Source organism: Prosthecobacter dejongeii, assembly GCF_014203045.1.
GTDB lineage: Bacteria > Verrucomicrobiota > Verrucomicrobiia > Verrucomicrobiales > Verrucomicrobiaceae > Prosthecobacter > Prosthecobacter dejongeii.
Map to the genome: position 1 here is coordinate 12,976 of NZ_JACHIF010000006.1, position 23,433 is coordinate 36,408.

Genomic DNA, 23,433 nt, shown 5'->3' on the forward strand with positions numbered 1-23,433 from the left:
ATGTCGGTCACCCTCCAGCAAATCGCCCAGACGGCAGGCGTCTCCGCCATGACCGTCTCGCGGGTGATGCATCATTCCCCGCGTGTCTCAGCGGAGACACGCGAGCGCGTGCAGCAGGCCATCGCTGCTCTGGGTTATCAGCCAGACCCGCACCTCGCGCGCATGATGACGATGGTGCGTGGGCGCAAGAAATCGCGTGTCCGGGCTGTGATCGCCGTCATTCGTGAGACGGTGCCTAAGGATGCACTGCACGGCACCACCTATCAATACGTACCCATTGAGGACATCCGCCGTCGCGCCAGCCAGCACGGGTATCACGCGGAGGAATTTTGGTTAGGCAAGGACGGGTTAGATCCTGCACGGCTGGTCTGCATCCTGCAGGCGCGTGGCATTGAGGGCATTATCGTTTCACCCCAGTCTTCGCAGATGCTGTGCGCGCAGTTGGACTACGCCCCCTTTGCCTCGGCTACCTTTGGTTTTGGCCTCACGCAGCCCTCGCTGCATCGCGCAGCCGGGAACATGAACCTCGGCATTCAGCTTGCGGTGAAGCAACTGAAGGCACGGGGTTACCAGCGCATCGGTTTGGCGGTGACTCAGTGGGTGGATCATCGGGCGGAGGGGGCTTATAGCGGGGCCATGCTGCATGTGCAGCAGGCTATCCCGCAGGGCCAGCGTGTGCCCGTATTGCTGTTCCCGCACAATGACTTCAGCCGCTGCCGGAAGGAGTTCATGGACTGGATGCAAAGCGAGCGCCCGGATGCCCTTATCACCTTCGATCAGCATGTGCCCGACTGGCTGGAAAAAATGGGCCAGCGTGTGCCGGAAGACGTCGGCCTCGTCGTCCATGACTGGACCTCCGCCATGAAAGGTTACGCGGGCATTTATCAAAGGCGCGACCACGTGGCGGCTGCGGGGGTGGACTTGGTGGCCACGCAGCTTTTGCAAAACGAAAGCGGCGTGCCCGAGGTGCCGCGTCAGATCCTCATCCCACCTGAGTGGATCGAAGGACCCTCGGTCCGGGCGCGGCAGAGTTAAAGGGCCGTCAGCAAGGCTTCCGCCTGGGATACCCCTTGCAACCAAGCGGCCTCCACGCGCGATTGCCCCAGGGCATCCCCACAGAAATGCAGGCCTGCCGGGAGGCTGGGTGGGCTCACAGGCTGGTTCACGCGCGCAAATCGCCAGCGGTGCGTGAGCTGGGCCGTGAAGTTTTGCCGTGGCAGCTCCCACAGGGTTTCAAGTTGCTTCCGCAAAAGCGCCGACCATTCCTCAGGCTGAGATTCCAGGTGCTCGTAACTGAATCTTTCCCCTGCATGCACCACCATGACGGTATTCCCCGGTGTGATGCGGCCTAACTTATGATTCTCACACGCAGACCAGGCGATGTCGTCGGTAGGCCTTCCCATCATGCCGTAGAGCTCGGCAGTTTTGCCCTGCGGTGGCTGCTGATACAGGGCCAGCATGGCCAGGCAGGGCACGTAGGGATCTACGGTCGCAGGTTGGTTAAACAGCTTGAGCGTCTGTGGCAGTGGCGCCGTGCTGATCACTTCGTCATAAACTTCATCTTGGATCTGCCAAGCCTCCCCGTCAGCCCTCACAGGGGTAAGGGTTTGCTCAAAACGAACCTCCAGACCCTGCGCCAGATCACGGCACAGGTGGCTATTGCCTTTCACATGGTAGTAACGAGGAGTGCAGGATGACTGGCCATTTTCAAGGTGAAGCACAGGGGCTGTGAGGGACAGCACTTGGTCACCGCAGACTTCCTGGACGGTTTGTTGAAACTGTGGATCGCGCAGCGTGAAATACTGCGCGCCATGGTCCACGCGGCAGTCCTGCCAGCGTTTGGTGGCGCAACGCCCGCCATAACCACGCGATTTTTCAAACACCGTCACGGGCATTCCTTCCTGCTTCAGACGTCGGGCGCAGGCGATGCCGGCGAGTCCGGCTCCGATGATGGCGATTTTGGGCATGGCCACTTTACGCCTGTTGTCGGCAGTGGGGCGGATATACTTTGGCCTGCGGATGGATTCAGGGCTTAATCGGCTCGGGGTTCAGTGTCAGGATGTAGCCCACCAGGTTTTTCATCACCTGCTCATCCTCGATGAAAAGCGTGGTCATCATGACCATCTTGGCCCCCTTATCATCCCCCTTGGCATTGCCGCGATGCAGGCTCTTAAATTTCTTGAGCTGAGCCAGTAGGTACCACCCCTGGCGGCCGACCAAGGGTGGGCTGCCGAAAAGCTGTTCACCACTGGCATTGTAGCGGTGGCATTCCATGCAGCGTTCGTAAAACAGCTCCTGGCCAGCCTGCACTTGGGCACCTTCCAGCGTGCGTTCTTTCGGCACCACCAGGGCCAGGGATTGCACGTGATTGGCCACCGCCTTCATCTGCTCGGGCTTCAGCGTCTTGGCGATGGCTGCCATGAGGGCTCCCTGGGGGTCCACCTGCCCATTCTCACCCCGTCTGCCTTCGTGAAAGTTGGTCAGTTGCCGCAGCACATACCACTCGGGGAGATTGGCGATGGAGGGTGTCTTGAGGTCATCTTTGCCTTCTCCTTTGGGGCCATGGCAGGCCGCGCACACCGTTTGAAAAAGCTGCGCTCCCATCTCCTCAGCGGGGCATCGCAAAGCTAAGAGGAAGAGACACAGGAGAACAGATTTCAGCATCTCATAACAACGGTCATTTCTTCGGACTTTCTCTTTCAACCTGACTGGGCGCAAACAACGGCGCACCGAATGCCAACCCACGCTCAAGAATCAATCGGCACGTCCATCTTGCGCAAAAATCAAGACCTGCCACACTCCCCGTCCATCATGTCCACCATCGTCGTCGCCCAAAAGAACGGAGTCGCCTGCATCGGCGCAGATACCATGAGCAGCCTCGGCTCCCTGCGCCAGCGCGCTCACCATGTGGTGAATAAAAGCAAGATCACGAAACTGGGCGATACCTACGTGGGCCTCACCGGCACCACCACCAGTCTGGTGGTGATGAACAGCTACTTTGCCAACCCCGAGCGCCCGCGAGATTTCTCCTCCACAGACATGATCTTTGAGACCTTCCGCCATGCGCATCACTGGATGAAGGCCGAGTACTTCATGGCCTCCATGCCGGACAAAGGTGAGGAGTATGAGACCACCCAATTTTATGGCCTCATCGCCAATCCTCACGGCATCTTTGCGCTGTATTCCTACCGCAGTGCGCAGCAGTTTCACAAATTCTGGGCCGCGGGTTCCGGTCGTGACTTCGCCCTCGGGGCCATGCACACCGTGTATGATCAGTATGAGGACGTGGTGGACATCGTGAAAGCCGGCCTTCAGGCCTCCGCAGAGTTTGATGGCGGCACCGGTGCCCCGTTTGAAATCCACACCTGCCCACTCATTGCCCCAGCGAAGTCGAAACCTGCCAAAAAAGCCCGTCGTTCAGCGTAGCTCTCCCTCACTCCCAACCATGAAGTATCTTCCTCTTTTTTTCCTCCCCGTTCTGGCTTTGGCCGATGGGCCCAAGGACAACCTCGCCGATAATGTCCGCCCCGTGCCGCCCATCGGCATTGATGTGCCTGAGGCCGATGTCAAGGCGCTGACCCAGGGCCTGACGGAACTGCGTGCCGCCATTGATGCGGCGGTCAAAGCTCAGTCGAAAAATCCCAAGCTGGCTGATCTGCTGCCCGATGTGGAGATCTTTTACAAGGGCGTGGATTGGGCGTTGAAGTTCAAAGAAATCCACAAACCCGCTGAGATTAAATCGGCCCTGGAAACTCTGGCAGAAGGCAAGCTGCGCGCAGAACAGCTTAAAAATGGACAATCTCCCTGGACCACGCAAAAGGGTCTCGTGGTGCGTGGTTATCGCTCCAAGATTGATGGCTCCGTGCAGCCTTACGGCTTGGTGATTCCAGACAGCTACAATGGTGCTGCCACCCGCCTGGACGTGTGGTGCCATGGCCGTGGCGAGACCCTGAGCGAACTCTCCTTCATTGATCAGCGCCGCAAACAAACAGGCAATGTGGCCCCGGCCAATACCATCGTCCTTCACCCTTACGGCCGCTACTGCTGCGCCAATAAGTTTGCTGGTGAGATGGATCTGCTGGAGGCGCTGGATCACGCGAAGAAATTTTATCATGTGGATGAAGACCGCACCCTCGTGCGCGGCTTCAGCATGGGCGGTGCGGCAGCGTGGCAGTTCGCCGTGAATTACTCGGACAAATGGTGCGCGGCGAATCCCGGTGCTGGCTTCTCAGAGACCCCTGAATTCCTCAATGTCTTCCAGACCGAAGACGTCACCAAAGTGCCTTGGTATGAGAAGACCCTATGGCATTGGTACAACGCCACCGACAGCGCGGTGAATCTCTTCAACACTCCCACCGTGGCTTACAGCGGGGAGATTGATAAACAGAAGCAGGCGGCTGACATCATGGAGAAATACCTGAAGGCCGAGAACATTGACCTCGTCCACATTATCGGGCCGCAGACTGCTCACAAAATCCATCCAGATTCCCTCATCGAGATCGAGCGCCGTCTGGCAGACATCGCCGCCGTGGGTCGTGATCGTAGCCCCGACGAGATTCATTTCGCGACCTGGTTCCTCCGGTATAACAAAATGCATTGGGTGGCCGTGAATGGTCTGGGCGAAAGCTGGAAGCAGGCCCGCGTGGACGCCAAAATCACGGGTGCGAAAGAAGTCACCGTGAAGACCAGCAACGTCACGGCCCTGAGCCTGGACATGCCTGCGGGTCATTGCCCTTTCAGTGTGCAGGAAGCGCCGGTGGTGAAAATTGACGGCAAGGAACTGACGGTGGCCAAGCCCAAGTCCGACCGCTCCTGGCTGGTGCATTTGCGCAAACAAGACGGCCAGTGGGCAGTGGTCGCTAGTGCCCAAGAAGAGGGCAAGCTGACCAAACATCATGGTCTCTCTGGTCCGATTGATGATGCCTTCATGGGCAGCTTCCTTTATGTGAAGCCTACGGGTACTGCGCTCAATGACAAAGTCGGAGCCTGGAGCAAAGCGGAAATGGAACGCGCCGTCTTTGAGTGGCGTCGCCAGTTCCGCGGGGATGCCCCAGCCAAGGCTGACAAGGACATCAGCGAGGCTGACATGGCCAACAACAACCTCATCCTCTGGGGCGACCCACAGAGCAATGCTGTGCTGGCCAAGATCATCGCCAAACTGCCCATCCAGTGGACGCAGGACAAGTTGATCGCCAATGGCAAAACCTATGACTCCAAGACCCACGCCCCCGTGCTGGTGTATCCAAATCCGCTGAACCCCAAGCGCTACGTCGTCATCAACAGCAGCTTCACCTACCGTGAATACGATTACCTGAACAATGCGCGTCAGGTCGCCAAGCTGCCCGACTGGGCGATCGTGGATTTCACTCAGCCGAAGTCTACTCGCACCCCAGGCGGCATCAGCGATGCTGGCTTCTTTGGTGAGACTTGGGAATGGAAAAAATGATCCGGGAATGGATCAATCTAAAGTTAGTTAGGTAATCTCCCTTTGATCCCCGCTTGAGTTTTTCAAGCGGGGATTTTTTATGGGGTTAAACGAGCCTCCTCGGCCCGGATCACACCGTTTCAGGCACCACGAAACCTGCGCGATACTCTCGTTTCAGCAGGGCCAGCGCCTCAGGAGTCGCAGAGCTGCCAATGAAGGTTTCTTTTTCAGCATCAATCTCCAGGATAGGCCCCACGCGCAGGTCGCCAGGTTTTAAAGTGACCTCATTGGCGGTGAGGTGAGCTGGCAGGTCTTCGATGACTTCCTGCCAAGGCTGGAAGTCTTTGAGCCGGGCCTTGGCTTCATCCAGATCTGCCATTTGTCCCAGACGCCAGGAGATATTGCCCAGGTGGCACCAGGCGCTGGAGAAGTGGATCTGCTCGATCTCGGCCTTCAGGTCGCTGCTTTTCCGCGAGCGCACTGCGGCAATAAAATTCGCCGCGTGGGTTGCACCGCCATCGCCTTTGAATTTCTGGATGACCTTGCCTGCCGGGTCGTGGGCAGAGCCACCACCACGGCCACCGGCGTAGTAGCCACCTTCACACTCGATGATGAGGAAGGCGCTGGAGCGGCGGCGGCGATAGACATCGGGGGCTTTCATTCCCTTTTGACGGGGCAGGTTATGCACGTCCATGATCACCGGCACCACGCCCGTATCGTAGTAGAGGAAGTGGGTGTTCGGCGTCTCACCCGCATCATTCCAGCCCAGACGGCCCCCGCCTGCCAGCACGCGTTTCGGCAGGCTGATCTTGTCACGGAAAACCACGTTGCGGAGGTCGTCCAGGATGTGCGGGCCCCAGTTGCCCAGTTCGCCATTGCCCGTGTTCCAGTTCCAGTGCCAGTCGTAGTGGAATCTCTCGCGCAGGATCGGCACATCCTGAGCTGGGCCTAACCAGAGATTGTAATCCACCGAGGTAGGCGGTGTGATGGGTGTCTGGCGTTTGCCAATGGTGGCCCGCATGCCGTAGTGATTGCAGCGCACATACTTCATCGCGCCCAGTGTGCCGCCATCCAGGTAGGCCTTCAGTTCATCGTGAAAGGGGTCGCTGCGCTGCTGCGTGCCACCCTGGACGATGCGGTTGTATTTGCGTGCCGCAGCCACCAGTTGGCGGCCTTCCCAGATGTTGTGGGAAATGGGCTTTTCCACATACACATCCTTGCCTGCTTGGCAGGCCCAGATGGAGGCCAGCACGTGCCAGTGATTGCCCGTCGAGACGATCACGGCATCAATGCTTTTGTCATCCATCACATGCCGCAGGTCCTGCGTGGTTTTGGCATTTGGAAAGGCCACTTTTGCCTTGTCCAGCTGAGCCGTATCCGCATCGCACAGGTAGGCGATTTCTACCCCAGGCACCTTGGCCATGCGTTTGGCATTGCCCATCCCCTGGCCGCCGAGACCGATGGCCGCCACGCGCACCGTTTCATTCGCCCCCAGCACACGGCTGGCTGAAAGTGCGGTGGTGGCTAGGGCAGCCCTGTGGAGGAATGTACGACGTGTGGTTGGGTGGATCATAAGCCCGCCGTTTTATGAAACCCGGCAGGCGGGGACAAGTGGAAATGCAATTTTTGTCACCTTGATAAACTTCTGTCATGATAAATGTATTGCTTAGTGTTTCGCATCAGTTCCTCACCCACATGAAAAGGTTTTTTCTCTCTGCCCTCTCTCTCCTCATGGTAGCCGCCAGTTTTGGCCAGTCTCCTGAGCCCGCCCCGACAGCTCCCGCCGCGCCTTCCATGCGGGCGGAGCTCGTCCGCTCCACTTCCGGGCGCACGCTCAATGATCGCAACTTGGCTGATGGGACGATGCCTCTTAAAAAAGGCATGATGTATGACGTCTTGGAACAGCGGATGGGCTACGTCGTCATCTCGGCCAATAGCCGCAAAGTCGTGGTGGCGCAGACGGATGTGACACTCTCGCCTAAGCCGGTGGTCTCCACACAAATTTCGCCAGCCACCTCCGGGTTCACACCGGGAGAAATCGTGCTCATCAGCGCCAAATACACCCTGGAAGGTAACCAACCACGCAATGTCAAAAATCGTCTCTCCAAACTGGTGCCCACAGGGGTCATCACCGAACCGGTGAAAATCATGGTGTCAGATGACTTGAGCTCCGCCGCTACGCTGGAATCGGGTCGTGTCACCGTCAGACGCAGCGGCTCAAACACCGTTTTCGTTCGTGGTGCTTCCACCAATATTTTGACCGTGGAGTACTCCTTCAACGGAGAGATCCGCAAGAAACAAGCGATCGAAGGCAGCTATCTCACCCTGCCTTGATGCGCTGAATGGAGCCGACAACGGCCCAAACAAAAAGCCCGCCTTGGAAGATCCAAGGCGGGCTCTGAATTTTCTAGAGGCTTGCTTAGAGCTTCTTCACGCGGAAGCTGCGGAAGCCCACTGGATCACTGTGGCCAGCGAAGCCGATGAAGCCGCTGGTTTTGTCCAGGCCCTTGGGCGTCTTCTTCGGGTCCAGTTGGCTGCGGTCCACCTGGCTCAGGTCGGCATCTAGGATCTTGGTGCCGTTCAGCGTGACGGTGATTTGCTGGCCCTTGACGGTGACCTCTTGGAAGTTCCACTGGCCCACGGGGCGCAGGTAGCCATGCTTCGCGCCGATGAGGCCATACACGGAACCGTGATACTGGTAGTCCTTCAGCGGGGTCTTGGACTTGGCATTGTAGCCATCGCTGTCAATGACCTGGAGTTCCAAGCCGTTCCAGGCAGCATTGCCCTCTTTCGGGGTCCGCAGGGCGATGCCGTTGTTGCCTGCTGGAGGCAGGATAAACTCGGTGCGGATCACGCAGTCGCCGTATTCTTCCAGCGTTAGGAGATCCCCGCCTTTGCCGGCTTTGCAGTAGATGGCACCGTCCTTCATTTCATAGTTTTCGACAGAGCCCTGCCAGTTGCTGAGGTCCTTGCCATTGACCATTTCTTTGAAGCCTTCTTCACCAGCAGCCAGGGTTTTGTTGGCCTCTTCCGGGCTGATTTCACGAATGAAAACATTGCGCCAGCGGATCTCGCTGCCGTGCGTCTGGAGCTGGATCGGGCCTTTGGCAAAGGCGGGGTCCTTCATGAAACCTGCGGGTTTCGGTGGGGCTACTTCGCCAGCTTTCGGTTTCACATAAGCCAAGTAACCCGCCTTCTTGTTGGCGAAGAAGTTTTCCAGCACGGCATTGTCCACCACCTTTTCACCGTTGAAGAGGATGGTCACGCGCTCGCCGATCATGGTGATTTTAAAGCTGTTCCACTCGCCCAGGGGCTTGTCCATGCGCTTGGACGGGTCCTTGCCAGGAGCACCAGCGCTGTTGTTCCAGAGCCCGCCAGAGCCCTTGGCACGGCCCAGGCCCTTGGGATCTTCTTCATCCGCATCCCAGATCTGCACCTGGGGGATGCCGCGCAGATAAACGCCGCTGTCGCCTTTTGGCAGGGCCTTGTATTCCACCCAGAGTTCAAAGTCGCCGTAGTCTTTGTCGGTGGTGAGGTAGAGGCCTTTGCCATCGTTCACCAGCTCGCCGTTTTCCACCTTCCAATGGGCGTTCACGTGGTCGTCGGCAGCCTTGCCTTTGGCATCCACAGTACCGCCTTCGACGGATTTCTTTTTGTACTCGGCCTGCTGCTCAGGCGTCATGGCCCACAGTTCGCTCGGGTCGCGGGTGCCCCAGCCATACCAGCCGGAGAGATCTTTGCCATTAAAGAGCGGTTTGAACCCCTCAGGCGGGACATTGTTTTCAGCGCGCAAGCCGGTGATGGCGGCCAGGGCGAGCAGGGAAGTAAAAAGCGGTGCTTTCATGAGTGGAAGAAATGAGTCGGGACCGGGGCGGGCGTTCTTTCAGTTTCTGTGCGTGTCGTCGGGGCGCTTTTCGATACTTTCGAGACGCTCGCGCAGGCGGCGCACTTCGGTGATCAGTTCTTTAATCTCCGTGTCATCTTTTTTCAGGTCGGGCTCCACAAAGAATCGGGCAAACAGGCCTGTAAGCACGCCGAACAAGCCCACGCCGGTAACCATCAAGATCATGGCGACCAGCCGCCCCTCAGGCGTGACTGGAAAGCGGTCTCCATAGCCCACCGTGGTCATCGTGGTGATGCCCCACCAAAATGCATCCATGGGAGATTTGATGTTGGATTCGGGCACATTTTCAAAGACCAGGATGGAGATGATGGAAAACAATAGTAGAACCACGGCCATCAAAATCGTGGTCGCTGCCATGCTGCGCGCCCGGTGCTGGTGCAGGTAGGCCATGATGGCCCGGGCCGAGCGGAAGGCGCGCAGGATGCGCACGATCTGGACGATGCGCACCGCCCGCCCAATGGTGAAAATATCCGCCGGGATGCAGGAGAGGAGGTCAAGCCACCCCCAGCGCATGAAGGCCAGCTTTGATTCAGCCCGGCGAAACCGCAGGCAAAAGTCCAGGAAGAAGATGGAGCAGACAAACCAGTCCACGTAGCACATCAGCTCCCGCACATTTTGCTCCAGCGGCACGGTGAGATCCAGCAGCAGCGCCACGATGACATAGATGGAAAGCAGAAGGACCAGGGCATCCAGAAAGCGCAGGCGGAGCGTGTTCATAGCGGGAGAAACAAACCTGATGGGGAGCTGTGGACATGAAAACGGGCTCAGCCGGAGCAATGGAGCCTAGTTTTTCCATTTTCCAGCCGTTCTACCGCAGACGCACTATTTATCTTTTCCGGCGCGTATCTTGCACACCTGTTTTATTCCATGCGCACGCTTTTCTGCCTCCTGCTTCTGGCCCCTGCCGTCCTGGGGGCGGCTCCGTCTGCAAAGTCCGTGGAGGCCATCGCAGCGGAGGCCAAGCGATCCGTCGTCAAGGTCTTGCAATCAGGCCGAGAGGGCATGGACGGCCTGGGCGCGGGTTTTGTGGTGAGTGAAGATGGCCTCATCGCCACGAATCTGCACGTCATCGGCGAGGCGCGAAGGCTGGAGGTGGAGATGGCGAATGGCGAGAAGCATGAAGTCGTGGAAGTGACCGCTACGGATGCGCACTGGGACCTCGCCTTGCTGCGCATCGCGAAAAAGGGCCTGAAACCCCTCACCTTGGCCGATAGCGAAACCATCCAGCAAGGCCAGCCCATCGTGGCCATGGGAAATCCCCAGGGGCTCGCCTTCAGCGTGGTGGATGGCGTGGTGTCTGAGTTTCCCGATGTCGTCAATGACATCCCCATGATCCGTTTGGCCCTACCCATTGAAAAAGGCAACAGTGGCGGGCCTCTGCTAGATCGCCAGGGGCGCGTACTGGGCATCCTCACGATGAAATCCGCCGTCACCGAAAACCTCGGTTTTGCCATGCCGGTGAATGAGCTGAAACGCCTCATTGAAAAGCCCAACCCAGTGCCCATGGCCCGCTGGCTCACCATCGGTGTGCTGAATCCGAAGCTGTGGACGCCTCTGTTAGGCGCACGCTGGACCCAGCACGCAGGCATCATCCAGGCCTCTACCCCCGGCACGGGTTTTGGCGGGCGCTCCCTCTGCCTATGGGCACCGGAGCAGCCTGGGGAAACCTTCGAAGTGGCCGCCCATGTGAAGCTGGGGGATGAGTCCGGCGCGGCAGGCCTCGTCTTTTGTTCGGACGGGGCAGATGCTCATTACGGCTTTTACCCCTCAGCAGGAAAGCTGCGCCTCACTCGCTTTGAGGGGCCAGATGTGTACTCCTGGACGATCCTGGCGGATGTGCCTACCGAGGCCTACCGCCCAGGTCAGTGGAACCTCCTTCGCGTGCGGGTGGAGCCAGAGCAAATCACCTGCTGGGTCAATGACCAGCGCGTGCTGGTGCAGCAGGACAGCGGCCTGCGGGGCGGCTACGCGGGCCTGTGCAAATTCCGCAACACGGAGGCGGAATTCCGTGGCTTCCGCCTCGGGGCAGATCTCTCCCAGAAGCCTGTGCCGGAGGAGGTGGCCACCACGATCAAAGCAGCCTTGCAGACCTTCGCTCAAAGCACCGGCGTCAAGTCCAAAACCCTCCAACAACTGCTGGATCAGCCCGAGGCCAGCCGCCTTTTGCTGGCGGAAAAGCGTCGTCAGCTTGAGCTGGAAGCCGCCGCTTTAGCCGAGTTGGAACAGGACCTGCACCGCCACGCCGTCACGCGGGAACTGGTGAAGGAACTGGCCAAACCCGAGGAGCAGACCGACCTCATCCGCGCCACCTTACTGCTGGCCCGCCATGACAACCCTGAGGTGGACGTCGCCCAGTACTTGCAGAGTTTTAACCGCATGGTGGATGACCTCAAGCAGGACCCCGAAATCCTCCAGGGCACCCTGCCAGCGGTGAAGCGGCTGAATCGTTACCTGTTTGAAGAAGGCGGCTTTCACGGCAGCCGCCATGACTATGGAAACAAGTCCAACAGCTACATGAATGAACTGCTGGATGATCGCGAAGGTCTCCCCATCACCCTATCCGTTCTCTACATGGAGCTGGCCTCCCGTCTCGGGGTGAAAGGCGTACACGGCATTCCTCTACCAGGTCGTTTCATGGTGGGTTACCGGGAAGGGCCTGAGGGGGAACTGCAGCTACTGGACGTGTTTGAGCGGGGTAAAAAACTCACCGTCATGCAGGCCGCCATGGAACTGACGGAGCGTGGTGAATTCGCCGAAGAAAGCCTGGAGCCCGCCAAGAAGCGGGACATCGTCCTGCGCATGCTGAATAACCTCCTCAGCAGCACCCTGGATGATGCGGCCTCCATCAAGGAGACCATGCCTTACCTGGATCTCTCCATCGCGCTAGACCCCGATGCTGCCGTGCAGCGCATCAACCGCGCCCAGATGAAACAGCGCCTCGGTTTGAAAAAAGAAGCGGCTGAGGATGTACGCTGGCTCACGGAGCACTACCCCGAGGGTGCGCCGGAGGAGATGCGGGACCAACTTCAGGACTGGTTGCAGTCTTTGGAATGAGGCCCCCCGGACTTGATCTTGACGCCTTCCGCCTCCATGGCACGTAAGACACGTTCCATGAAGATCATTCGCCACACCGACCCCACCTGGCAGGAGACCGCTGCAGCCCTGAACCGCCGCGCTGAGGCCAGCGATGCTGTGCAGGAAGTCGTCTCCGGCGTCATCAAGCAGGTGCGCACCTCCGGCGATGCGGCCCTCATCGAGCTCACCCAGAAGTTCGATGGAGCCACGCTGACCCCTGAAACACTCGCCATTTCCCAGGATGAACTGGCTGGCGCTTGGAATACAGCCAGCGCAGATTTGCAGCAGGCGCTCATCGCCTCCCATCGGAATGTATTCTCGTTTGCCCAGAAAAGCCTGCGCCAGGACTGGTCTGGCACCAATGATCAAGGGGCGCAGGTAGGAGAGGTGTATCACCCCTTTGAGCGCGTAGGCTGCTACGTTCCCGGCGGCTCCGCTCCCCTGGTTTCCACCGCCATCATGACCGTCACCCTGGCCGCAGCGGCAGGCGTGCCAGAGATCGTGGTTTGCACCCCTTGTGGTAAAGATGGCACGGTGAATCCGGGCCTGCTGGCCGCCCTGAAGCTGGCCGGTGCCACGGAGGTCTATAAAATCGGCGGGGCTCAAGCCATCGCCGCCATGGCCTACGGCACGGAAACCATCCGCCCAGTGGCAAAGATCTTCGGCCCCGGCAACAGCTTCGTGGTCGAGGCCAAGCGCCAGGCCTTCGGCGTCGTGTCCATTGACCTCCTGCCTGGGCCTAGTGAGGTCCTCATCTTGGCGGACAAGTCTGGAAATCCTGCCTTCATCGCCGCTGACATCCTGGCCCAGGCCGAGCATGGCAAGGACAGCCAAGCCGGTTTCATCACCGACGATGCCGCTCTGCTGGACGCGGTGGTGGCTGAGGTGGACCGCCAGTGCGCGACACTCAGCCGTCAGGCGCAGTTGACCCCCGTTTTGGAAAAAGGTGTGTTCCTCCTGCTGGCGCCTTCTCTGGAAGAAGGCGCTCGTCTGGTGAATGCCTACGCGCCCGAGCACTTGACCCTCATCACCGAACGGGAAGGGGACATCCTGCCGCTCATCCGCACCGCTGGCGCCATCTTCCTGGGCAATGACTCCCCTGTGGCCGTGGGGGATTTCCTAGCAGGACCAAGCCACACGCTGCCTACCGGTGGCGCGGGTAAATCTTTCCCCGGTCTCACCGTGGACATGTTCCAGCGCCGCACCAGCATCATCCGCCTAGATAAAGCCAGCGTCACCGCCTCCGTGCCCATCGTCCGCGCCTTTGCTGCGGTCGAAGGCCTGGACGCCCACGGCGAATCCGTCGCCATCCGCGCCCGATAAATTCCCGTCGCCACCTACGCCCGCATGCGTGGTTCGGAGTAGCTGCCTGCGCCAGCAGGTGGGGTTTGGAGTAGCTGCCTGCGCCAGCAGGTGGGGTTTGAAGTAGCTGCCTGCGCCAGCAGGTGGCCGACATGCGCAGTAGGCTTGCACTCACCGGCGATCTCACTTTCACTTCCTGTTTGGTCTTTTGCTCACGGAGGTGAAAAGACGTCCTCCCTCGCCCCGCTTGCGGGGGTGCGAAGCCGCGAAGCGAAAGGGCTCGGGGTGAGGGGCGGTTCGAATGCTCTCGAATGTGGAGGGCGGAGGCGTCATTTGGAGAAAAGGGCACCTTTTTGCGAACGGACTTTCTGCGTGCAGCGACCACCCCCTCACCTGGGCATCTCCCCCAATTCTTGGGCGAGTGGGAATGCGCTTTGGGAGCTGGAAATGGTAGAGCTAACGAGGTGTGAACCTCCCAAAACTTCACCCTGCACAGACGTGGCTAGATCATTTTTTTAGCCGGCCTAACCATAAGGTCGGCACCAGCACAGCCAGCAACAACACCCCCGACAGCGCACTGGCCAACGGCAAGTTGCGATCACTGAAAGCGCGCTGTTCGATCTTGTTGCCGATCATCTCATCGCCCGTGCCGCCCACGTATTTCGGAATCACATACTGGCCTAACGAGCAGACAAACACGATGACGATGGCTGAGATCAACCCCTGCCGGACACCCGGCAAAAATACCTTCCGAAACGCCTGCCATGTGGAGGCTCCCAGATCTCGCGCCGCATCCACCAGCGTGAAGTCGAATTTCTCCGCCGCCGCATACAGGGGCAGAATGGCGAAGGGCAGTTGGGTATAAACCATCACCAGCAGCACCGCCCCGGCGTTATTGAGCAAAAGCGTCTCCTCTGTGGCTAGGTGCAGCCACACCAGCGCCTGCTTGATGATCCCTTCCGGATGCAGCAGCGAACGCCACGCAAAGATGCGGATGATGAAGTTCGTGAGAAAGGGCACGATGATCAGCAGCAGCACGATCTGCCGCCAAAAAGCCCCCATGCGCGCCAGCGCCCAGCTCACGGGAAGTGCCAGGGCTAGGCAGCACGCCGTCGTCGCCACACTCATCCAGAGTGTCTTACACACCACGGGTAGATACTGACTGTCCGCCAGCGACTTCACCGTCTCCAGGGACCACGCATCGCCCACACCACCCCGCAGATCACTGGCCCGAAACGCCAGCCCCAAGATCAACACACAGGGCAGGGCAAAGAACACCAGCAGCCAACCCAAAGAGGGCAGGGTGAGCAGGAGTTCACGGCGGGATTTCATGGAGTAGCGACAGTTTTCGGAGGGATCTTTCCTCAATCCACCACTCGCGCGGCCTCGGGTTCAAAGTGCAACCACCCTTCCGTATCGGTCGCTAAAAGAGTCTTTCCGCTGGGCTGCTGCACATGCAGCGTGTGCGGGCCGCAGCGCACTTGAGCCTTGGCATGGGGGCCAAAGTAAGTGACGGATTCGATCCGGGTGGGGAGGGCATTTTCGCCTGCCGTTAGCACGGGCCTTTCCTGAGTGAGGTGCAGCCGCTCAGGCCGCACCATCACGCGTACCGTTTGCCCAACCAAAAGTGTGGCATGTCCCGTCACTACCAGTCTGCCCAGGCCCGCCACCGTCACGCGCAGCCGCCCATGGGAAAGCGGCTCCTCCACACGACCTTCGAGGAAGTTGGCATCGCCAATGAAGCCGGCTACAAAGCTGGTGGCGGGCGCTTCATAAAGGCCGCGTGGACTGTCCACCTGCGAGACCTTGCCTGCCTCCATCACCGCGATCCGGTGGCTCAGGCTCAGGGCCTCCCCCTGGTCATGCGTCACGTAGATAAAGGTGGTGCCCACTTGCGCATGGATGGCCTGCAGCTCCGCCAGCATGTGCTGCCGCAGTTTTAGGTCCAGTGCCGCCAGGGGCTCATCCAGCAGCAGCAGTTTCGGTTCATTCACCAGCGCCCGGGCGATGGCCACGCGCTGCCGCTGCCCACCGCTGAGCTGGGCTGGCTTTTTCTTCGCATGATCCCCTAGCTGGATCATCGCCAGCATTCGCTCCACCGCCGCCGTGATTTCCACCTTGGGCCGTCTTGCGATGCGCAGCCCGAAGGCGATGTTTTCCCACACGCTCAGGTGCGGGAACAGCGCGTAGTTTTGAAACACCGTGTTCACCGGCCTCCGCTCCGGCGGCAGGTCCGTGATGTCCTGGCCATTCAGGATCAGCCGCCCCGCGTCCGGTTTCTCAAACCCGGCCAGCATCTTCAGCAGCGTGGTTTTGCCACAGCCGCTGGGCCCCAGGAGAGAAAAGATCTCCCCCTGACGGATCTGCAAAGTCACCCCATCCACCGCCCGCAGCGGGCCGAAGTGCCGAAAGACTTTTTCGATGGAGAGAAAATCGTTCACAGAATGGCTGGCAGTAGAGGTCTAAGGATTGCAGTAGTGGGCACTGGCTTTAAAGAAACCATCGCCAACGACGGCAAACAACTGCCAACCACCGCAAACTTTTTCATGAGCGAAGACCTCTTCCAAGCCCCCAGCGAGGCCTCCGGCACCGTCGTGGATGCGCAGCCAGATGCCCCCTTGGCCTCGCGCATGAGGCCGCGAGTGCTGGCGGAGTACACCGGGCAGGGGCACATCCTGGGCGAGGGCAAGCTGCTGCGCCGCGCCGTGCAGGCGGACCGTTTTTCCTCCATCATCCTGTATGGCCCGCCTGGCGTGGGCAAGACCACCCTGGCCCACATCATCAGCCAGGAGACCAAGGCCCGCTTCGTCACCCTCAGCGGCGTGGAAAGCAGCGTGGCCGACATCCGCAAAGAAGCCGATGCCGCGCTGAAGCTGAAGAAGCTCACCGGCCAGGGTACCGTGCTGTTTGTGGATGAGATCCACCGCTTTAACAAAGCCCAGCAGGACGTCCTGCTCCCGCACCTGGAGCGCGGTACCCTGCGCTTCATCGGCGCTACCACACACAATCCCTTCTTTTACGTCAATAGCCCCCTCGTCAGCCGTTCCCAGGTCTTCACTCTGGAGCCCCTGGGCATCGAAGACCTCCAGATCCTCATGCAGCGGGCGTTGGCCGATGGAGAGCGGGGCCTGGGCAAATGGAATGCCACCCTCACGCCTGAGGCCAGCCTGCACCTGGCCACCGTGGCCGATGGCGATGCCCGCAAGTGCCTCAATGCCCTGGAGCTGGCCGTCCTCTCCTCCACGCCCGATGCCGAGGGCCGCGTCACCATTGACCTCCAGGCAGCGGAGGAATCCGTGCAGCAAAAAACCGTGGTCTATGATGGCGATGGCGATGCGCATTACGACACCGCCAGCGCCTTCATCAAGTCCATGCGCGCTTCCGATCCCGATGCCGCCATCTACTGGCTGGCCAAAATGATCTACGCCGGGGAAGACATCCGTTTCCTCGCCCGCCGCATCGTCATCGCCGCCAGTGAGGACGTGGGCATGGCAGATAGCAATGCCCTGCGCGTGGCCGTGGCCGCCCAGCAGGCGGTGGAGGTCATCGGCATGCCCGAGGCACGCATCATCCTCGGCCACGCCGTCATCTACATCGCCACCGCGCCGAAGAGCAACCGCGCCTACATGGCCATCAACGCCGCGCTCGACGATGTGAAAAACGGTCGCACCCTCCCCGTGCCCAAGCACCTGCGCGATGCCCACTACAAAGGCGCCAAACAGTTCGGCCACGGCGAAGGTTACCTCTACCCCCACGACTTCGAAGGCGGCTTCGTCCCCCAGCGTTGCCTGGAAGGCGGCAAACAATACTACGATCCCACCACCAACGGCCTCGAAGGCCGCATCAAAGAACGCCTGGATCACTACCGCCAGCAGTGGGAGAAACAGGCGGAAAATGAAGTACAGCCTTCCAAGCCGAACTCCGGTAAAAGGAGTAAAAGCAATGAATCAGTATGATCTGCTTCGATGCGAGGATACCAATTCTGTAATTGGCTTTTTTGTTCACTTGAAAACATTCTGACCGTTCACTTTCAACAATGACTGCCTCAGGAATCACATTCGAATTCGATATCGAACTCAACATTTGGCGATCCAAAACCAAGATTTCATTCCTGGGAAATGAACTTGAAGTATGGATGTCAGCGAATGGAGGTGCTGATTTTAATCAGCAAGGAGAAATTCTCAATCAAGCTCTTCCATTGCTGCTTCTATGTGAGGAAGAGGTGAAGCAGCGTCTCTTTGAATTTTATGAGGAGGCATGCCAGGACTTTGACGATATTGGGGAGACTGAGTTGTTGGCCAAGATTGATTCGGTGAACTCTGTCAATCAGCTGTTCGGGTGGTCGCTACTTGAGATCCCTGAGCAATTACCAGGGCGGGGAGTAACCTTTAAAATAGTGGGGGGATGTTCCTGGAATGAGAATGATGGGGTCCAGTTGTTCTTTCGAGATGGGATCCTTGAGGAAGTGGATTCAGCGGCGGCTTTTTTTGTGTAAACTTGGAGGTGATCTCTCTGCGATGGAAGCATGGGGATGATATCCACGATGAACCAGATGCCTAACCACAAGAAACGGCATCTATGACCGTCATGCAGAGCGAAAAAAGAGTGCTATATCTAAACAGCCATGAACAGACTGAAGATGCCCCTCAAAATGACAGCCTTGCTGGCCGTCTCATTGGTGTTTGCCTGTCTGGCAGTGCCTCAAGAATCCCACGGCCAACTGTTCTGTAAGTCCAAGGCCAAGAGGGAAGCCTCTGCGGGGGAAGCTGCTGCCCGCAAGGACATCGCCCAGGGGATGGTCCGATATGAAATTGGGGGCATACCTTCGTCGACGGATGCCGAACTCAGCCGTCTGGCGAAAGAGAGGTATCAGATCACCGTCGCCTTTTCAGGCTGCATGATTGGCCCTCGGGTGGACTTTGACCGCGCCTATCGTCAGACGGTCATTGATCATCTCAAAGCCAAACACGGCTTTGATCCCGTGATGAAGATCGAAAGCGAATTGCGTGCAAAGAGGAAGTAGCTTGCTTCGTGTCATCGAGTTTATCGAGCAACGTCAGCAGCTCCCTGGGCCTCCCATCGGTCGCTTATTTCTACTTTATGTTGTCGAATCTACTTCAAACGTCTAACAAAGCTGTTGCAGGGACTCCTGTCTGCAATTCTTTGAGGCGTCAATCTATGCATGGGCCTTCCTCATAAGGCTGGAAGCAGAGAAAGTGGCAAAAAATCAATGAGGGAAAAGTCCGTTTCAATGATCGGAAAGCAATGTCGCGTGGATTCTGGAAGTTCACTTTGATGAGCCGGACGAAAAGGCTTGTAAATCAGGTCGTAGCCGTTTCGAGCTTTCGACAGCGGTCGATGGACATCTTGAAAATCAAACGCAAAGAGACCGTGTTGGGAATAGACCTCCCAATCTGAAAGTTTTCCCGACTCTGTGGTAACCCGCATACCTTTACATGTTTCACGTGAAGCCAGGACACTAATGATGACATTGTATTCTTGGGCTGACGTTTGGAAAAAAGACTCTGGGATATGGCCTCGGGCTGCTGTGGTAAGCACAGCCATAAACCCGTGACGGTCTACGCAAAACCAATCAAACTCCCACCCCAAACAGTCGACTGCGCTTTTGGGCCAGTGCTCAATCGGATAGGGTTCGGGGAAAGCCATGCGAAGCAAAACTTGTGGCGTTTGTGTAACCACATAAAAAGTTAGCCTGATAATGAAGGTATCGCAATTGGGAGAAAGCTTGAAAAGTGATGCGGGCACTCCTGCCTGCAATCAAGGCCTCGTACGCAGTTCGACACCTACGAAGAATTGCAGGCAAGAGTGCCCGCATCACTTGAGAAGTTTCCTACACCCCAATCCCCAGCGCCACGACTGTGCCTTGCAGCACAGCGGCGATGCGGACGCTGTCATGGATAGCCGCTTCGGAGACCTGATGCTGGGTCAGCGTGGCCTCGTGGGCCTGGATGCACATGCCGCAGCCGGCGAGGGCAGCGCAGGCCATGGACATGAGTTCAAAGGTGGCTTTGTCCGTCTTTGGCTGGCCCATGCGGAGCATGCGCAGGCGGGCGGGCAGGGTGGCGTAGCTTTCCTTTTCCACCAGGTGGCGGAACCGGTAATACACCGTGTTCATGCCCATGATGGAGGCGGAGGCTTTGGCGTCATCCACAAAGTCCTCGTTGAGGCCCGCAGCCAGCGCATCGGCCAGGACGGCTTCGCGAAGTTCGGCGTTGTTGATGAAGTAGGCGGAGGCCAGGGCAATGCCCCAGACCTGATCCGAGGTGAGGTTTTCGGGCCGGAGGACAGCCTGGAGGTTCAGCCGCAGATCCTTGGCGGCATCGGGCATTTTATCGCGAAGAGCGTCAATTTGGGACATGGGAAAAAGGAAGAAGGGCGGGGCCGGATGCACCAGCCCCGCATGGAGGTTTTTGAGCTAACAAAAAGGGTGAAATCAGACCTTCAGCGTCTTTTCACCTTTCTTCCAGTTGCAGGGGCAGAGCTCGTCGGACTGCACAGCATCCAGCACGCGCAGGGCTTCTTCCACGCTGCGGCCCACGGAGAGATTGTTCACGTTCACCCACTGGATGACGCCGTTCGGGTCCACTAGGAAGCTGGCGCGCAGGCACACATGCTCCACGGGATCCAGGATGCCCAGGTCGCCAGCCAACTTCTGCGCGGCGATGAGGGGATACTTCAGCGCGGCCAGATCTTCACGGGACTGCTTCCAGGCCAGGTGGGAGAATTCATTGTCCGTGGAGCCACCGATGAGCTGAGTGTCGCGATCCGCGAAATCCCGCACGCGCTTGCCAAATTCCACCAACTCCGTGGGGCACACGAAGGTGAAATCCTTCGGGTAGAAGAGGAAGAACTTCCACTTGCCAGGGTAGGACTGATTGGTGATTTCGATGATGTCGTCGTTGGTGACGCCATTGCAGGCCTTGGAACGGAATTCTGGGAACGGATGACCGATGGTAAGCATGGGGATTTTTAGGTGTCTGAATGGGGGGTGAGGGCTGGTGGATTCCCGCGCAGATTCAGCCTCGCTAGAGGCTTGGCCATCTGCGGCTCATGGGGTAGCCAAGCTTTTCACTAGCTGCTTTCTAGCCAACTTCAAACTCTTTGCCTCGGCAGTCGTGCCAGGTCAAAAAAGGGCGGCTCAAAAGGCGCGAAATCCTTCACTTTTCCAGATTTTCTGCCTGAGAAGTCGGCGGTGGCGATGCACCTCCGCCATTGACCCGCCCGGTTTCCTCGCCAAATCCAATGGAGAACCTAACCGTCCTCAGACCTTGCAAGCCAACTCCTCCTCCGCGCCGCGCACTGAACGCGCAGTTTTCCGCACGATCTCTGTTCGTGACCTCTCTGCTGACCAGCTTCTCGACCTGTCGAAGAAGATGAAGCTCTCCCTCTCCAAGGTGGACATGCAGGCCGTGCAGCAGATCTTCAATGACGAAGGCCGCGACCCCACCGACGTGGAACTGGAAGTCATCGCCCAGACTTGGTCGGAGCACTGCAAGCACCGCATTTTCAACGCCAAAATCGCCCACACCCTGAACGGTAAGGACGAAGTGGTGGACAGCCTTTTCAAGACCTACATCCGCAATGTCACAGAGAAGATCATGGCAGATAAGCCTGACTTCGTCCTTAGCGCCTTCGTGGACAACGCGGGTTTTGTGAAGCTGGATGACAATCAGGCCGTGTGCCTGAAGGTGGAAACGCACAATCACCCGAGCGCCATCGAACCCTACGCCGGGGCCAATACGGGCCTGGGCGGCGTGATCCGCGACATCCTGGGTGCAGGCAAGGGCTCCAAGCCCGTGGCCTCCATTGACGTGTTCTGCTTTGGCCCCCCAGACACCAAGCAGGAAGACCTGAAGGCGAAAGACGTCATCCACCCCCTAGGCGTGATGCGTGGCGTGGTGCGCGGCGTGCGTGATTACGGCAACCGCATGGGCATCCCGACGGTCAATGGCGCGATCCAGTTTGACGACACCTTCATTTACAACCCCCTCGTGTTCTGTGGCACCGCAGGCGTGATCCCGATCAAGGACATCGCCAAGGAAGTGAAGCCTGGGCATCTGCTCATCGCCGCCGGTGGACGCACGGGTAAGGACGGCCTCAAAGGTGCGACTTTCTCCTCCGCCGAGCTGACTACGGATTCCCATGAGGAAGACCAGACGGCGGTGCAGATCGGCAACCCGATCGAAGAAAAGAAGGTGGCGGACTTTGTCCTCGCCGCCCGTGAGGCGGGCCTCATCGAGTTCGTGACCGACTGCGGTGCAGGTGGTTTCTCCAGCGCGGCTGGCGAGATGCTGAGCGAAGTCGGCGGTGAAGTGTGGCTGGAAAATTGCCCGCTGAAGGAGCCCGGCCTGGATAGCTGGCAGGTCTTCATTTCAGAGTCGCAGGAGCGCATGGTGCTGGCCGTCGAAGAGCACAATCTGCCCGCCCTCCAGAAAATCGCCGATACTTGGCAGACCGAGATTTTTGTCCTCGCCAAGGCCGATGGCCAGAAGCGCCTGAAGGTGTGGCACCACGGCCAGTCCGTGTGCGACCTGCCGGTGGATAAGCTGCACGGGGCCCCACGCCGTGAGATGAAGGCCCACTGGCGCCAGCCTGCCGCCCTGCCGCCAAAGGTGGCCGTGCGTCCAGAATCCTGGACCCAGGTGCTGAAGACCGTGCTGGGTGATTTCTCCATCGTCTCCCGCGAGCCCATCATCCGCGAGTATGACCACGAAGTGCAGGGCAATACCGTCCTGAAACCGCTGGCCGGTGCCAGTGGCGATGCCCCTCAAGATGGCTCCGTCATCAAGGTAGATGGCAGCAACCAACTCGTCGCCCTTTCCTGCGCCCTGCTTCCTGAATGGGGCAAGACCGACCCTCACGCCATGGGCCGCGCCTGTGTGGACGAGTGCGTCCGCCAGCTTGTCGCCATGGGGGCGAATCCAGAGCGCATCGCCATTCTGGACAACTTCTGCATGGGCAACCCGGACAACGAAAAAGAGCTGGGTGCCCTCATCGAGTGCACCAAAGGCATGGCGGAATCCGCCCTGGCCTACGGCGCGCCCTTCGTCTCCGGTAAGGACAGCTTTTACAACTACTTCATCACCGATGAAGGCCCTGTCTCCATCCCTGTCACCCTGCTGGTGAGCGGCTTTGGTGTCGTGGAGGATGCCTCCCACGTCATCGGTTCCTCCCTGCGCCGGGCGGGCAGCAAGCTAGCCATCCTGGGCAAAACCACCCCAGGTCTGCGCGGCAGCGTCTTCGCTAAATACACCCAGGGTGCCGGCCTGAACGGAGCCCCGAGCTGGAACGAAACCGAGACCTGGGCCAACTACGGCAAGTATCACGAACTGGTGAAAAAAGGTGCCATCCTGGCCACCCATGATCTCTCCGAAGGCGGCCTCGCCGTCGCCCTGGCTGAGTTCGCTTTCAGCGGCAAAGGTGGCATCAAGATCGAGCTGGAAAACTTCCCCGCCACGAGGGATTGCACCACCGCCGAGATACTCTTTGGCGAAACTCCCGGCCGCTTCCTCATCGAAGTCGCCCCTGAGCACGTCGAAGCCGTCCGCGCAGCAGGTGCCGTCTTCATCGGTGAAAGCACCGGCGAACGCTGGCTGCACGTCACCAACCGTGGCACTACCCTCATCGACGCCGCCATCGCCGACCTCAAGCCCATCTGGCAGAACGGTCTCGTGCAGTATTATTGATCCTTGTTTGACCTGAAGAT

Annotated in this window: 20 protein-coding genes; 10 read left to right on the forward strand and 10 right to left on the reverse strand. The window is 58.9% G+C overall.

The features are described from left to right. The gene (locus tag HNQ64_RS14460; protein WP_184209809.1) at positions 1-1,035 is read left to right on the forward strand and encodes a LacI family DNA-binding transcriptional regulator; all 1,035 of its coding nucleotides are present in this window, start codon (positions 1-3) and stop codon (positions 1,033-1,035) included. On the opposite strand, the gene HNQ64_RS14465 is transcribed toward HNQ64_RS14460, so the two are convergent. Continuing rightward, on the reverse strand, positions 1,032-1,967 hold the full coding sequence (locus tag HNQ64_RS14465) for an NAD(P)/FAD-dependent oxidoreductase (protein ID WP_184209811.1): 936 nt from the start codon (positions 1,965-1,967) through the stop codon (positions 1,032-1,034). The two genes, HNQ64_RS14460 and HNQ64_RS14465, sit on opposite strands and share 4 nt — an antisense overlap. Positions 1,968-2,025: 58 nt before the next feature. Next, positions 2,026-2,604, reverse strand: a complete 579-nt coding sequence (locus HNQ64_RS14470; protein WP_184209813.1) for a c-type cytochrome — start codon at positions 2,602-2,604, stop codon at positions 2,026-2,028. A gap of 207 nt (positions 2,605-2,811) precedes the next feature. On the opposite strand from HNQ64_RS14470, the gene HNQ64_RS14475 reads away from it, so the two are divergent. Together HNQ64_RS14475 and HNQ64_RS14480 are read left to right on the forward strand one after the other, a co-directional pair. Then, positions 2,812-3,426 (forward strand): Ntn hydrolase family protein, encoded by a 615-nt coding sequence (locus HNQ64_RS14475; protein ID WP_184209815.1) that lies wholly within the window; start codon positions 2,812-2,814, stop codon positions 3,424-3,426. A 19-nt stretch (positions 3,427-3,445) separates the two neighbouring features. Further along, the gene (locus HNQ64_RS14480; protein ID WP_184209817.1) at positions 3,446-5,446 is read left to right on the forward strand and encodes a prolyl oligopeptidase family serine peptidase; all 2,001 of its coding nucleotides are present in this window, start codon (positions 3,446-3,448) and stop codon (positions 5,444-5,446) included. 109 nt (positions 5,447-5,555) lie between these two features. Here the strand turns inward: HNQ64_RS14480 and HNQ64_RS14485 are convergent, their stop codons facing one another. Continuing rightward, the gene (locus tag HNQ64_RS14485; RefSeq protein ID WP_184209819.1) at positions 5,556-6,998 is read right to left on the reverse strand and encodes a Gfo/Idh/MocA family protein; all 1,443 of its coding nucleotides are present in this window, start codon (positions 6,996-6,998) and stop codon (positions 5,556-5,558) included. Between the two features lie 122 nt (positions 6,999-7,120). Between HNQ64_RS14485 and HNQ64_RS14490 the strand changes: the two genes are divergently transcribed. After that, positions 7,121-7,759, forward strand: coding sequence for a hypothetical protein (locus HNQ64_RS14490; protein ID WP_184209821.1), 639 nt, complete (start codon positions 7,121-7,123; stop codon positions 7,757-7,759). A gap of 85 nt (positions 7,760-7,844) precedes the next feature. Here the strand turns inward: HNQ64_RS14490 and HNQ64_RS14495 are convergent, their stop codons facing one another. Beyond that, the gene (locus tag HNQ64_RS14495) at positions 7,845-9,269 is read right to left on the reverse strand and encodes a 3-keto-disaccharide hydrolase (RefSeq protein WP_184209823.1); all 1,425 of its coding nucleotides are present in this window, start codon (positions 9,267-9,269) and stop codon (positions 7,845-7,847) included. A gap of 39 nt (positions 9,270-9,308) precedes the next feature. Beyond that, a complete protein-coding gene (locus HNQ64_RS14500) occupies positions 9,309-10,046 on the reverse strand; it encodes an ion transporter (protein ID WP_184209825.1) in 738 nt (245 codons plus the stop codon). 150 nt (positions 10,047-10,196) lie between these two features. On the opposite strand from HNQ64_RS14500, the gene HNQ64_RS14505 reads away from it, so the two are divergent. Beyond that, a complete protein-coding gene (locus HNQ64_RS14505) occupies positions 10,197-12,383 on the forward strand; it encodes a transglutaminase family protein (protein WP_184209827.1) in 2,187 nt (728 codons plus the stop codon). Positions 12,384-12,440: 57 nt separating this feature from the next. Next, entirely contained in the window at positions 12,441-13,727 is a 1,287-nt protein-coding gene (gene hisD / locus HNQ64_RS14510) for a histidinol dehydrogenase (protein ID WP_184209829.1), read from the forward strand. A gap of 486 nt (positions 13,728-14,213) precedes the next feature. On the opposite strand, the gene HNQ64_RS14515 is transcribed toward hisD, so the two are convergent. After that, complete coding sequence (locus HNQ64_RS14515; protein ID WP_184209831.1) at positions 14,214-15,038, reverse strand: ABC transporter permease; 825 nt, start codon at positions 15,036-15,038, stop codon at positions 14,214-14,216. 32 nt (positions 15,039-15,070) lie between these two features. Then, entirely contained in the window at positions 15,071-16,147 is a 1,077-nt protein-coding gene (locus HNQ64_RS14520; protein WP_184209833.1) for a polyamine ABC transporter ATP-binding protein, read from the reverse strand. 3 nt (positions 16,148-16,150) lie between these two features. Here HNQ64_RS14520 and HNQ64_RS14525 point away from each other — a divergent pair, with 3 nt between their 5' ends. From HNQ64_RS14525 to HNQ64_RS14535, 3 genes are all read left to right on the forward strand, one after another. After that, complete coding sequence (locus HNQ64_RS14525; RefSeq protein ID WP_246431056.1) at positions 16,151-17,662, forward strand: replication-associated recombination protein A; 1,512 nt, start codon at positions 16,151-16,153, stop codon at positions 17,660-17,662. Between the two features lie 80 nt (positions 17,663-17,742). Continuing rightward, on the forward strand, positions 17,743-18,201 hold the full coding sequence (locus HNQ64_RS14530; protein WP_184209835.1) for a DUF6985 domain-containing protein: 459 nt from the start codon (positions 17,743-17,745) through the stop codon (positions 18,199-18,201). A 129-nt stretch (positions 18,202-18,330) separates the two neighbouring features. After that, positions 18,331-18,729, forward strand: a complete 399-nt coding sequence (locus tag HNQ64_RS14535) for a hypothetical protein (RefSeq protein WP_184209837.1) — start codon at positions 18,331-18,333, stop codon at positions 18,727-18,729. A gap of 170 nt (positions 18,730-18,899) precedes the next feature. Here the strand turns inward: HNQ64_RS14535 and HNQ64_RS14540 are convergent, their stop codons facing one another. From HNQ64_RS14540 to HNQ64_RS14550, 3 genes are all read right to left on the reverse strand, one after another. Further along, entirely contained in the window at positions 18,900-19,271 is a 372-nt protein-coding gene (locus tag HNQ64_RS14540) for a hypothetical protein (RefSeq protein ID WP_221305462.1), read from the reverse strand. Between the two features lie 286 nt (positions 19,272-19,557). Next, positions 19,558-20,085, reverse strand: a complete 528-nt coding sequence (locus HNQ64_RS14545; protein ID WP_184209840.1) for a carboxymuconolactone decarboxylase family protein — start codon at positions 20,083-20,085, stop codon at positions 19,558-19,560. Between the two features lie 75 nt (positions 20,086-20,160). Then, the gene (locus HNQ64_RS14550; RefSeq protein ID WP_184209842.1) at positions 20,161-20,688 is read right to left on the reverse strand and encodes a peroxiredoxin; all 528 of its coding nucleotides are present in this window, start codon (positions 20,686-20,688) and stop codon (positions 20,161-20,163) included. Between the two features lie 412 nt (positions 20,689-21,100). Here HNQ64_RS14550 and purL point away from each other — a divergent pair, with 412 nt between their 5' ends. Continuing rightward, complete coding sequence (purL, locus tag HNQ64_RS14555) at positions 21,101-23,413, forward strand: phosphoribosylformylglycinamidine synthase subunit PurL (RefSeq protein WP_184209844.1); 2,313 nt, start codon at positions 21,101-21,103, stop codon at positions 23,411-23,413. The last annotated feature ends 20 nt before the right edge of the window (positions 23,414-23,433 follow it).

Bases quoted from the DNA above. Each gene is read 5' to 3' on its own strand.
- HNQ64_RS14550 (WP_184209842.1), bottom strand. From the start codon at position 20,688: ATGCTTACCATCGGTCATCCGTTCCCAGAATTCCGTTCCAAGGCCTGC.
- HNQ64_RS14485 (WP_184209819.1), bottom strand. From the start codon at position 6,998: ATGATCCACCCAACCACACGTCGTACATTCCTCCACAGGGCTGCCCTA.
- HNQ64_RS14475 (WP_184209815.1), top strand. From the start codon at position 2,812: ATGTCCACCATCGTCGTCGCCCAAAAGAACGGAGTCGCCTGCATCGGC.
- HNQ64_RS14500 (WP_184209825.1), bottom strand. From the start codon at position 10,046: ATGAACACGCTCCGCCTGCGCTTTCTGGATGCCCTGGTCCTTCTGCTT.
- HNQ64_RS14470 (WP_184209813.1), bottom strand. From the start codon at position 2,604: ATGGGAGCGCAGCTTTTTCAAACGGTGTGCGCGGCCTGCCATGGCCCC.
- HNQ64_RS14535 (WP_184209837.1), top strand. From the start codon at position 18,331: ATGAACAGACTGAAGATGCCCCTCAAAATGACAGCCTTGCTGGCCGTC.
- HNQ64_RS14515 (WP_184209831.1), bottom strand. From the start codon at position 15,038: ATGAAATCCCGCCGTGAACTCCTGCTCACCCTGCCCTCTTTGGGTTGG.
- HNQ64_RS14505 (WP_184209827.1), top strand. From the start codon at position 10,197: ATGCGCACGCTTTTCTGCCTCCTGCTTCTGGCCCCTGCCGTCCTGGGG.
- HNQ64_RS14525 (WP_246431056.1), top strand. From the start codon at position 16,151: ATGGCTGGCAGTAGAGGTCTAAGGATTGCAGTAGTGGGCACTGGCTTT.
- HNQ64_RS14540 (WP_221305462.1), bottom strand. From the start codon at position 19,271: ATGGCTGTGCTTACCACAGCAGCCCGAGGCCATATCCCAGAGTCTTTT.
- HNQ64_RS14495 (WP_184209823.1), bottom strand. From the start codon at position 9,269: ATGAAAGCACCGCTTTTTACTTCCCTGCTCGCCCTGGCCGCCATCACC.
- purL (WP_184209844.1), top strand. From the start codon at position 21,101: ATGAAGCTCTCCCTCTCCAAGGTGGACATGCAGGCCGTGCAGCAGATC.
- HNQ64_RS14465 (WP_184209811.1), bottom strand. From the start codon at position 1,967: ATGCCCAAAATCGCCATCATCGGAGCCGGACTCGCCGGCATCGCCTGC.
- HNQ64_RS14480 (WP_184209817.1), top strand. From the start codon at position 3,446: ATGAAGTATCTTCCTCTTTTTTTCCTCCCCGTTCTGGCTTTGGCCGAT.
- hisD (WP_184209829.1), top strand. From the start codon at position 12,441: ATGAAGATCATTCGCCACACCGACCCCACCTGGCAGGAGACCGCTGCA.
- HNQ64_RS14545 (WP_184209840.1), bottom strand. From the start codon at position 20,085: ATGTCCCAAATTGACGCTCTTCGCGATAAAATGCCCGATGCCGCCAAG.
- HNQ64_RS14460 (WP_184209809.1), top strand. From the start codon at position 1: ATGTCGGTCACCCTCCAGCAAATCGCCCAGACGGCAGGCGTCTCCGCC.
- HNQ64_RS14490 (WP_184209821.1), top strand. From the start codon at position 7,121: ATGAAAAGGTTTTTTCTCTCTGCCCTCTCTCTCCTCATGGTAGCCGCC.
- HNQ64_RS14530 (WP_184209835.1), top strand. From the start codon at position 17,743: ATGACTGCCTCAGGAATCACATTCGAATTCGATATCGAACTCAACATT.